This is a genomic window from Oleiphilus sp. HI0080, assembly GCF_001635135.1.
In genome coordinates this window covers 1-11,121 of the sequence record NZ_LWFU01000109.1, presented here as the reverse complement: position 1 = coordinate 11,121, position 11,121 = coordinate 1, and the positions used below count along the sequence as shown (strand labels likewise).

At 47.5% G+C, this 11,121-nt stretch carries 8 protein-coding genes, 1 tRNA gene and 1 pseudogene; all 10 read right to left on the bottom strand.

Annotated features, from left to right (window positions below; genetic code table 11):
- The coding region (gene rpoC / locus A3751_RS01410) for a DNA-directed RNA polymerase subunit beta' (protein ID WP_068451359.1) at positions 1 to 2,889 on the bottom strand (2,889 nt) is incomplete at its 3' end.
- Between the two features lie 95 nt (positions 2,890 to 2,984).
- Positions 2,985 to 7,055, bottom strand: coding sequence for a DNA-directed RNA polymerase subunit beta (gene rpoB, locus A3751_RS01405; protein WP_068451356.1), 4,071 nt, complete (start codon positions 7,053 to 7,055; stop codon positions 2,985 to 2,987).
- Positions 7,056 to 7,277: 222 nt separating this feature from the next.
- Positions 7,278 to 7,655: a 50S ribosomal protein L7/L12 gene (gene rplL, locus A3751_RS01400; protein WP_068451353.1), complete on the bottom strand. Its 378-nt coding sequence runs from the start codon at positions 7,653 to 7,655 to the stop codon at positions 7,278 to 7,280.
- A 38-nt stretch (positions 7,656 to 7,693) separates the two neighbouring features.
- Positions 7,694 to 8,224, bottom strand: a complete 531-nt coding sequence (rplJ, locus tag A3751_RS01395) for a 50S ribosomal protein L10 (protein ID WP_068451351.1) — start codon at positions 8,222 to 8,224, stop codon at positions 7,694 to 7,696.
- A gap of 229 nt (positions 8,225 to 8,453) precedes the next feature.
- Positions 8,454 to 9,152 carry a 50S ribosomal protein L1 gene (gene rplA, locus A3751_RS01390; protein ID WP_068451346.1) on the bottom strand — a complete coding sequence of 233 codons (699 nt, stop codon included), beginning with the start codon at positions 9,150 to 9,152 and terminating at the stop codon, positions 8,454 to 8,456.
- The gene (gene rplK / locus A3751_RS01385) at positions 9,152 to 9,586 is read right to left on the bottom strand and encodes a 50S ribosomal protein L11 (protein WP_068451343.1); all 435 of its coding nucleotides are present in this window, start codon (positions 9,584 to 9,586) and stop codon (positions 9,152 to 9,154) included. Before rplK ends, rplA begins: the two co-directional genes overlap by 1 nt.
- 101 nt (positions 9,587 to 9,687) lie before the next feature.
- Positions 9,688 to 10,221 carry a transcription termination/antitermination protein NusG gene (nusG, locus tag A3751_RS01380; RefSeq protein WP_068451340.1) on the bottom strand — a complete coding sequence of 178 codons (534 nt, stop codon included), beginning with the start codon at positions 10,219 to 10,221 and terminating at the stop codon, positions 9,688 to 9,690.
- A gap of 14 nt (positions 10,222 to 10,235) precedes the next feature.
- On the bottom strand, positions 10,236 to 10,604 hold the full coding sequence (gene secE, locus A3751_RS01375) for a preprotein translocase subunit SecE (RefSeq protein ID WP_068451337.1): 369 nt from the start codon (positions 10,602 to 10,604) through the stop codon (positions 10,236 to 10,238).
- A 33-nt stretch (positions 10,605 to 10,637) separates the two neighbouring features.
- A tRNA-Trp gene (locus A3751_RS01370) sits at positions 10,638 to 10,713 on the bottom strand.
- Between the two features lie 48 nt (positions 10,714 to 10,761).
- Positions 10,762 to 11,121: pseudogene (gene tuf / locus A3751_RS01365) on the bottom strand (elongation factor Tu); the annotation flags it as partial.

Genomic DNA, 11,121 nt, shown 5'->3' with positions numbered 1-11,121 from the left:
ATTATGCAAGCGAACAGACCCGCCATGCTTGACTTGGATATTGTCTACCGCAGAGGACCGTGACGCAGCACCACCAATGTGGAAAGTACGCATTGTCAGCTGCGTACCTGGCTCGCCGATCGATTGAGCTGCAATAACACCTACCGCTTCGCCACGATTAACAACATGGCCCCGCGCGAGGTCACGTCCGTAACATTGCGAGCACACACCATGACGCGTATCACAAGTAATCGCTGAGCGAACCCAAACTTCATCAACACCCGCTTGCTCTAATTCCTCTACACGCTTTTCATCAAGGAACGTACCGCGAGGAAGAACGGCGTTTTCTGTGTCACCAGGAGCAAATGCATCCTTTGCCGTTACACGACCAAGCACACGATCACCAAGAGGAACAACAACGTCGCCACCCTCGATCATTGGCGTCATCAATAGGCCTTCTTCAGTACCGCAATCCTCTTCGGTAACAACAAGGTCTTGAGCTACGTCAACCAAGCGTCGAGTCAAGTAACCCGAGTTAGCTGTTTTCAATGCCGTGTCCGCCAAACCCTTTCGAGCACCGTGAGTAGAAATAAAGTACTGGAGTACGTTCAAGCCCTCACGGAAGTTTGCAGTAATAGGTGTCTCGATGATGGAACCATCCGGCTTCGCCATCAATCCTCGCATCCCCGCCAACTGACGAATCTGCGCTGCGGAACCCCGAGCGCCGGAATCCGCCATCATAAATACTGAGTTGAAAGAATCCTGCTGAACCGTATTGCCTTCTTTATCAACAACATCTTCTTTACCCAAGGTATCCATCATCGCCTTCGCCACTTTATCGTTTGCGCGAGACCAAATATCGATAACCTTGTTGTATTTTTCGCCCTGAGTAACAAGACCCTGAGCAAACTGACCTTCAATTTCTTTTACTTCGTCAGTCGCTGCGTTAATGATCCCTTCTTTCTCATCCGGGATAACAAAATCATTAACACCAATCGACGAGCCTGAATGCGTTGCTTGTGAAAAGCCGAGATACATCAACTGATCAGCAAAGATTACTGTATCTTTCAAACCACAGGTCCGATACGCCGAGTTGATAAGACGAGAGATCGCCTTTTTCACCATTGGCTTATTAACAAGCTCAAACGGTAAACCTTTCGGTAGGATATTGAACAACAACGCTCGACCAACAGTTGTATCAACCAACTTCGTCTCTGCGACAAGCTCACCACCTTCGGTATAGGTATGCTCTGTAATACGAACCTTGATTTTCGCCTGCAGGTGCACCTGCTTAGCACCATGCGCTCGCTGAACCTCTTTAATGTCAGCGAACACCATGCCTTCGCCTTTTGCCGCTATGCGGTCACGCGTCATGTAGTAAAGGCCAAGTACTACGTCCTGAGAAGGAACAATGATCGGCTCTCCGTTAGCGGGAGATAAGATGTTGTTGGTAGACATCATCAAAGCGCGAGCTTCTAGCTGTGCTTCCAATGTCAAAGGAACGTGGACAGCCATTTGGTCCCCATCGAAGTCGGCGTTATAAGCCGCACAAACCAATGGATGCAACTGTATCGCCTTACCCTCGATCAATACGGGTTCAAATGCCTGAATACCGAGACGGTGAAGTGTCGGGGCACGGTTGAGCATGACAGGGTGCTCTCGAATAACTTCAGCAAGAATATCCCAGACCTCTGCAGTCTCGCGTTCAACCATCTTCTTCGCAGCTTTAATGGTAGTCGCAAGCCCTCGACTCTCGAGCTTAGAGAAGATAAAGGGCTTGAAAAGCTCTAACGCCATTTTCTTCGGAAGACCGCACTGATGCAGGCGCAAACTTGGGCCAACAACGATTACCGAACGGCCAGAATAGTCAACACGCTTCCCAAGCAAGTTCTGACGGAATCGACCCTGCTTACCTTTGATCATATCTGCTAGTGACTTCAAAGGACGCTTATTGGAGCCCGTGATTGCGCGACCACGACGACCATTATCGAGCAAAGCATCGACAGATTCTTGAAGCATACGCTTTTCATTACGAACAATAATATCCGGAGCACTTAGCTCAAGCAGCCGCTTCAAACGGTTATTACGATTGATTACTCGGCGGTACAAATCGTTTAGATCCGAAGTCGCAAATCGTCCACCATCAAGTGGAACAAGTGGTCGCAAATCCGGCGGCAACACTGGCAGAACATCCAGCACCATCCATTCTGGTTTATTCCCAGAACTGTGGAATGACTCAAGCAACTTCAAGCGCTTAGAAAGCTTTTTAATCTTGGTTTCTGAATTAGTTGCAGGAATTTCTTCACGCAAGCGCTCAATTTCACCCTCAAGACTAATGTCCTTCAATAAGGATTGAACGGCTTCAGCACCCATCTTGGCATCGAACTCATCACCAAACTCTTCAAGCGCTTCGTAATACTGTTCATCCGTTAGAAGCTGACCGCGCTCCAGTGTCGTCATACCTGGATCGATTACGATGAACGATTCAAAGTAAAGAACACGCTCAATATCACGCAGCGTCATGTCCAAAAGCATACCAATACGCGACGGAAGCGACTTTAGAAACCAGATATGCGCGACAGGGCTCGCCAGCTCAATATGCCCCATACGATCACGGCGCACATTGGCAAGCGCAACTTCTACGCCACATTTCTCACAAATTACGCCTCGATGCTTGAGACGCTTGTACTTACCACAAAGACATTCATAGTCTTTGATTGGTCCAAAAATCTTCGCACAGAACAAGCCATCACGCTCTGGCTTGAAGGTACGATAGTTAATCGTTTCTGGCTTTTTCACTTCGCCAAACGACCACGAACGAATCATTTCTGGTGATGACAAACCAATTCGAATCGAATCGAATTCTTGAGTATCGTTCTGGTTTTTCAACAGGTTTAATAAATCTTTCATCGCTTTCGCTCCGGTAGGAGTTATAAGTTGGCGGGCCATCACCAATAATGGTTTTGAAAGCCCGCTGTCGCTATTTCAATTGGGTTATCGACTGACTACTCAGATTCCAACTCGATATCTATACCCAATGAGCGAATTTCTTTGACCAATACGTTAAAGGATTCAGGCATACCTGGCTCCATACGATGATCGCCATCAACAATGTTTTTATACATTTTGGTACGGCCATTAACATCATCCGACTTGACCGTTAGCATTTCCTGCAAGGTGTAAGCGGCACCGTATGCTTCAAGCGCCCATACTTCCATCTCACCGAATCGCTGACCACCGAACTGTGCTTTACCGCCAAGTGGCTGCTGCGTAACAAGGCTGTACGAACCGGTAGAACGAGCGTGCATCTTATCGTCGACCAAGTGATTCAACTTCAACATGTACATATAACCGACAGTAACAGGACGATCGAACTCTTCACCAGAGCGTCCGTCAAACAACGTTGTCTGCCCACTGTCATCAAGATCAGCAAGACGTAACAGCTCTTTGATCTCACTTTCTTTTGCTCCATCAAACGCAGGCGTAGCCATTGGCACACCGGCCCGAAGGTTGTTTGCCAACTCAATGATTTCAGAATCGCTAAAGCTGTCTAATTCTTCCTGCTTACTTGCTACACCGTTATAGATCTCACCAAGGAAACCGCGAAGCTCAGCGACTTCCTTCTGCTGCTTAATCATAGTGTTGATTTTATGACCAAGACCTTTTGCAGCCGCCCCTAGGTGTGTCTCAAGAACCTGACCAACGTTCATACGAGATGGGACACCAAGAGGATTGAGAACGATATCTACCGGATTGCCATGCTCATCATAAGGCATGTCCTCAACCGGCATAATTACGGAGATGACACCCTTGTTACCGTGCCGTCCAGCCATTTTATCACCAGGCTGAATTCGACGCTTAATCGCAACATAAACCTTAACGATCTTCAACACGCCAGGCGCCAAGTCGTCGCCAGTTTGAAGCTTGCGCTTCTTCACTTCAAATCGTTCTTCGTGCTCTTTCTTACGTTCTTCCAAAGAAGCTTGAGCCTTCTCTAGCAACTCGTTGAGGGAATCGTCCGCCAAACGGATCTTAAACCACTCTGTCGCTTCAAGGGCTTGAAGGTAGTCAACTGACAGGGTGTCGCCTTTCTTAAGTCCTGGAGCAGAAATGATCGCCTGACCATCGATTGCTGCCGTCAAACGCTCGTACGTAGCGCCTTGAAGAATGCGGTACTCATCCTTCAAATCCTTACGGAACTTATCTAACTGAGCATTTTCAATATCTAGCGCGCGCTGATCTTTCTCAACACCATCACGTGTAAATACCTGGACATCGATGACCGTCCCTCGAGTTCCTGTGGAAACACGCAAAGACGTGTCTTTCACATCAGAGGCTTTCTCACCGAAGATGGCACGTAATAGCTTTTCTTCAGGAGTTAGCTGGGTTTCACCCTTCGGAGTCACCTTACCAACCAGAATATCGCCGGCGCCCACTTCCGCACCGATGTAAACAATACCAGACTCGTCTAATTTGGAGAGCGCACTTTCACCGACATTTGGAATATCAGCCGTAATTTCTTCGCTGCCCAACTTCGTATCACGAGCAACGCAGGTTAGCTCTTGAATATGAATCGTCGTAAAACGATCCTCTTGGACAACGCGCTCAGAAACGAGAATCGAATCCTCAAAGTTGTAGCCATTCCAAGGCATGAATGCGATACGCATATTTTGACCAAGCGCAAGCTCACCCATATCCACAGAAGGGCCATCCGCCATCACGTCGCCGCGTGAAACGCTTTCCCCCTGACGAACCAAAGGTTTTTGGTTGATACACGTGTTTTGGTTCGAACGCACGTATTTGGTAAGATTATAAATATCAACACCAGCATCGCCCGCTTCGACTTCATCGTTATTCACCCGAACAACGATACGACCTGCATCCACGCTCTCGATTACCCCGCCACGCTCTGCAACAACACACACACCAGAATCTTGAGCAACAATGCGCTCAATACCTGTTCCAACGACAGGTTTTTCGGCACGTAGCGTTGGTACCGCTTGACGCTGCATGTTTGATCCCATCAAGGCCCGGTTTGCATCATCGTGCTCTAGGAACGGAATTAAAGAGGCCGCAACCGATACAACCTGACGCGGCGATACATCCATATAGTTAACTTTTTCCGGAGGCATGACCGTCGTTTCATTCTTATGGCGAACAGTTACCAACTCTTCCGTTAAAGCATTATTCTCATCGACAACCGCACTCGCCTGAGCAATTACGAAGCCACTTTCTTCTATCGCAGAAAGGTAATCGATTTGATCTGTAACAACGTTATCTACAACTTTCCTATAAGGACTCTCTAAAAATCCGTAAGAATTGGTGCGCGCATAGGTTGCCAATGAGTTGATCAAGCCAATGTTAGGTCCTTCTGGCGTTTCGATTGGACAAACCCGACCGTAGTGCGTTGGGTGAACATCACGAACCTCGAAACCTGCTCGCTCACGCGTAAGACCGCCTGGGCCTAGCGCAGAAACGCGGCGCTTATGCGTCACTTCAGAAAGCGGATTGTTCTGATCCATAAACTGAGACAACTGACTCGAACCAAAGAACTCCTTAACTGCCGCGGCAACGGGCTTGGCATTAATGAGATCTTGAGGCATCAGTCCGTCAGATTCCGCCATGCTTAGACGCTCTCGAACCGCTCGCTCGACACGTACTAGACCAACACGGAACTGGTTTTCAGCCATTTCACCAACAGAGCGAATACGGCGGTTACCTAAATGGTCGATATCATCGACTTCACCTTTACCGTTTCGGATATCGATTAACGTTCGCAGAACATCCACAATATCGCTGTTATCTAGAACGCCTTCGCCGGTTTCTTCCGCGCGACCTAACCGGCGGTTGAACTTCATTCGACCAACAGCAGATAAATCGTAACGTTCTGATGAGAAGAATAAGTTGGTAAATAAATTCTCAGCCGACTCTTTTGTTGGCGGCTCGCCGGGGCGCATCATTCGATAAATCTCAACTAACGCCTCAAGCTGATTGCTCGTAGGATCGATACGTAACGTATCTGATATAAACGAACCACAATCCAACTCGTTGGTGTATAACGTTTCCACTTCACTGATACCGCCCGCTAAAAGAGCCTCAACAACCTCTTCTGTGATCTCGGTATTACAGCTAGCGAGCAGCTCGCCAGTTTCTTCGTTAATAATGTCCTTTGCCAGCACCTTACCGTGAAGATACTCTTTTGGCACTTGAAGGGTTCCGCCAAGCTTTTCAAGCTTTTTGATATGGCGCGCCGTAACACGGCGGCCTTCTTCAACAATTACTTCGCCATCCGCACCCTTAATATCAAACGTGGCCATGTCACCACGAAGACGCTCGGGCACAAGTTCAAGCTCAAAGCCGTCGTCATTTACAACAAACCGACTCGTATCGAAAAACATATCTAAGATTTGCTGGTCTGCTAGATTTAGAGCTCGCAATAAAATAGTTGCAGGCAATTTGCGACGACGATCTATTCGAACAAACACGTTGTCATTCGGATCAAACTCGAAATCCAACCAAGAACCACGGTATGGAATAACGCGAGCGGAGTGAAGCAACTTACCAGAAGAATGCGTTTTGCCCTTATCGTGATCAAAGAATACACCCGGAGAACGGTGCAGCTGAGAAACGATCACTCGCTCAGTACCATTTACGACGAAGGTACCGTTATCTGTCATCAGAGGCATCTCGCCCATATAGACTTCTTGCTCTTTTATATCTTTAATCGCGCGATTTGAAGACTCTTTGTCATAAATGATTAGGCGAACTTTGACGCGAAGAGGCGCAGCATAGGTCACCCCACGCAAGATACACTCTTTTACATCAAAAGCAGGCTCGCCGAGACGGTAACTAACGTACTCGAGGGCAGCGTTACCAGAAAAACTAACAATCGGAAAAACAGACTTAAACGCTGCGTGCAATCCTAAATCATCTCGCTCTGCAGCATCACCACCTTCCTGAAGAAAGCTTTTATAAGAGTCTATTTGAATAGACAGAAGATATGGCACATCCATGACGGTCGGCAATGTGCCGAATTCTTTACGAATACGCTTTTTCTCTGTATACGAGTAGGTCATCTGTATTCCCCAGTTATGACAAAAGGTCTGAAATCTTTCTAGCAACGTGACTTCGTCTGGTCAGCATTTGCTAGGGCAGGGCCAAGCCCTGAAACGCTCCTACATTAGAGGAGTAATGCAATCTTTAACAACGGAAAAAGGCCGGGGGCATAGGATACCACCGGCCAATTCCTTTTTAAGGACTATTGGGCTATGTTGCTCAAGTCGCTATTCAACGAATAGTTACTTAACTTCAACAGAAGCGCCAGCTTCCTCAAGCTCTTTCTTAGCAGCTTCAGCGTCGTCTTTGCTAACGCCTTCTTTAACAGTTGATGGAGCACCGTCAACCATTGCTTTCGCTTCTTTAAGGCCTAGACCTGTAAGGCTACGAACCGCTTTGATAACGTTTACTTTCTTATCGCCAGCACCCGCTAGGATAACATCAAACTCAGTTTGCTCTGCTGCTGCTGCGCCAGCGTCACCGCCTGCCGCAGGTGCTGCTGCTACAGCTGCTGCTGCAGAAACACCAAATTTCTCTTCCATTGCTTCAACAAGCTCAACAACGTCCATTACGCTCATTTCAGCGATTGCATTTAAAATATCGTCTTTAGATAGAGCCATGACTCTCATCTCCTAAATAAAAATAATAACCAAAAAAATTAGGCTGCGTCTTTCTTCTGATCGCGAACTGCAGCAACCACTCGTGTGACTTTCGAAGGAACTTCGTTGAAAGTACGAGCAAGTTTTGTAACAGGTGCTTGAAGCACACCAGCCAACATGGCCAATGCTTGATCGCGCGTAGGCAATTTCGCCAAACGATCGATCTGATCTGCACCTAGCAATTCACCACCAACAGCTAGCGCTTTAATCTCGAATGCATCTTTCTCTTTAGCGAAGTCTTTTAACAAGCGCGCTGCCGCACCTGGATCTTCGAGAGAGAATGCAACAATTGTTGGTCCAACAAATGCTGCTTGCATACATTCAAATTCAGTACCCTCTACCGCCTTGCGCGCAAGAGTGTTACGAACGATACGTAAGTAAACACCTTCTTCGCGAGCCTTAGCACGTAGACCGGTCATGTCGTTAGAATCAACGCCATGGTAGTCCGCGAGTACTGCAGACAAAGCACCGCCAGCAACCTCGTTGACTTCGGCGACAATCGCCTTTTTGTCTTCGAGTCCAATTGCCATTGGTCTTCTCCTCAACAAGGCCAACAATATGTTGGCCAGCCATTCACACCCAAAATGGGCGACCTCTACGGCGTGAGGTAACTCTATTCAAGAGAGTCACACCGTCTGCGCAGGAAATTAAGCTGCCTCTCTTTGACTGCATGAGAGAAAGCACCTGCGGTCTTTGACTGTCCGGGCTTGCGCCCCGACTCCAAAGTACCTTTTTAGCGCTAGCGCGCCACTTCAATTACTAGATAGAAACTGAAGCCTGATCAATTACCAAGCCAGGGCCCATCGTTGAAGAAAGCGTTACTTTCTTCAGATAAACACCTTTCGCCGCTGCCGGCTTTGCCTTTTTAAGGTCAGCCAAAAGCGCTTCAACATTTTGCTTGATTGCGTCAGCAGAAAACTCAACATTGCCTACGATCGCATGGATGATGCCGTTTTTGTCTGTTCGATACCGAACCTGACCTGCTTTAGCATTTTTTACTGCAGTTTCAACGTCCGGCGTTACCGTACCAACTTTAGGGTTAGGCATTAGGCCGCGAGGACCTAGAATCTGTCCGAGCTGACCAACAACACGCATTGCGTCTGGAGATGCAACAACAACGTCGAAATCCATATTTCCTTTTTTCACTTCATCAGCAAGATCGTCCATACCGACGACATCCGCTCCTGCCGCCTTAGCTTTCTCAGCATTTTCACCCTGAGTAAACACTGCAACACGAACAGACTTACCCGTACCGTTCGGCAGAACAGTTGATCCACGCACAGCCTGATCCGATTTACGAGCATCAACACCTAGGTTTACAGAGATATCAATAGACTCTTTGAACTTCACTTGAGAAGAAAGATCTGAAAGAACAGAAACCGCCTCTTCGATTGAGTACGCCTTACCTGCCTCAACCTTCTCAGCAATCATTTTTTGGCGTTTTGATAACTTAGCCATTACTTAACGCCCTCCGTATTTAGACCCATGCTTCGTGCTGTGCCCGCAATAATTCGCACCGCTGCATCCATATCTGCCGCCGTCAAATCCGGATCTTTAGTCTTGGCAATTTCTTCAAGCTGCTCTCGAGTGACCGTGCCAACCTTTTCAGTATTTGGACGACCACTACCGCTTTTAATTCCAGCTGCCTTCTTCAATAAGATGGACGCTGGAGGGGTCTTCATAATGAAGGTAAAGCTCTTATCGTTGTAAACCGTAATAACAACAGGAACAGGCAATCCTGCTTCCATGCTACCGGTTTGAGCGTTAAACGCTTTACAGAATTCCATGATATTCACACCATGCTGACCCAGCGCTGGACCAACAGGTGGACTTGGATTTGCTTGACCAGCTGCAACTTGCAGCTTGATGTAAGCATCAATCTTTTTAGCCATTACAATCTCCTTTGGGTGCAAGCGCTCTCTACGAGCTCCCCGAACAGACACAAAAAGCCCATCCTACAAAAGCAGAATGAGCACACTTAAAACTGCAAAGTTTAGTCTTTTTCTACCTGACTAAACTCTAAATCTACCGGCGTCGATCTTCCAAAAATAAGTACCGCAACCTTCACACGACTCTTTTCGTAGTCAACTTCTTCAACTACACCGTTGAAGTCAGCAAACGGGCCATCAACAACACGAACAACTTCCCCAGCCTCGAACAGAGTTTTCGGACGCGGCGTTTCAGCACCCGTCTCGATCTTCTGAAGAATTGCCTGAGCCTCTCGATCACTAATTGGTACCGGACGCTCAGCGGTACCACCAATAAAGCCCATTACACGAGGAGTCGACTTAACTAAGTGCCAAGACTCATCATCCATGTCCATCTGGACAAGAACGTAGCCAGGGTAAAACTTACGCTCACTCTTACGCTTCTTACCATCTCTCATCTCTACCACTTCTTCGGTAGGAACAAGAATCTCCCCAAACTTGTCTTCAAGACTCTTTAAAGCAATTTGCTCTTGAAGCGATCGCATTACATGCTTTTCGTAACCAGAGTAAGCATGCACAACATACCAAGCTTTGGACATCAATTATCTCCCTGCTATCCGATTACTAAAGATATTAGCCAGCCAATCAAGGAGTCGACACCCCAAAGAATTAAGGCAACAACCAAGACAAACACAACCACCATAAAAGTAGTTTGAATCAACTCTGGTCGTGTAGGCCAAACAACCTTACGTATTTCAGTCTTCGCTTCGGACACCAGCGCAGAAAACTGCTTTCCTTTCGTCGTTTGCAATGCCACCCAACCGGCTACCACAGCAAGAACCAACAAAGCGATGACGCGATACAATAGCGACTCAGCTGAATAGTAGTAGTTGCCTACAACACCAACCACAACCAAGCCAAGCGCGAGAACCCACTTCACTGTATCCAAAGCTACATTCTCATTTTCAAGTTTCGCATTCATACTGTCGAACTTACCATTTACTGCCGAAATAAGTGGCAGGCCAGGAGGGAATCGAACCCCCAACCTGCGGTTTTGGAGACCGCTGCTCTGCCAATTGAGCTACTGGCCTAGATAAAAGAAGGCAGCCATGCTGCCTTCTTTTCAACTCGAGAACAAATTACTCGATGATTTTGGCAACAACACCAGCACCAACTGTGCGGCCACCTTCACGAATCGCGAAGCGTAGACCTTCTTCCATCGCGATTGGTGCGATCAAAGTAGCTGTCAACTGTACGTTATCACCTGGCATTACCATCTCAACGCCATCAGGAAGCTCACATGCACCTGTTACATCCGTGGTACGGAAGTAAAATTGTGGACGATAGCCTTGGAAGAATGGCGTGTGACGACCACCTTCATCTTTGCTCAAGATATATACTTCAGCCTCGAACTTCGTGTGCGGCTTAACCGAACCAGGAACACATAGCACCTGACCACGCTCAACATCATCACGCTTAGTACCACGAAGAAGAACACC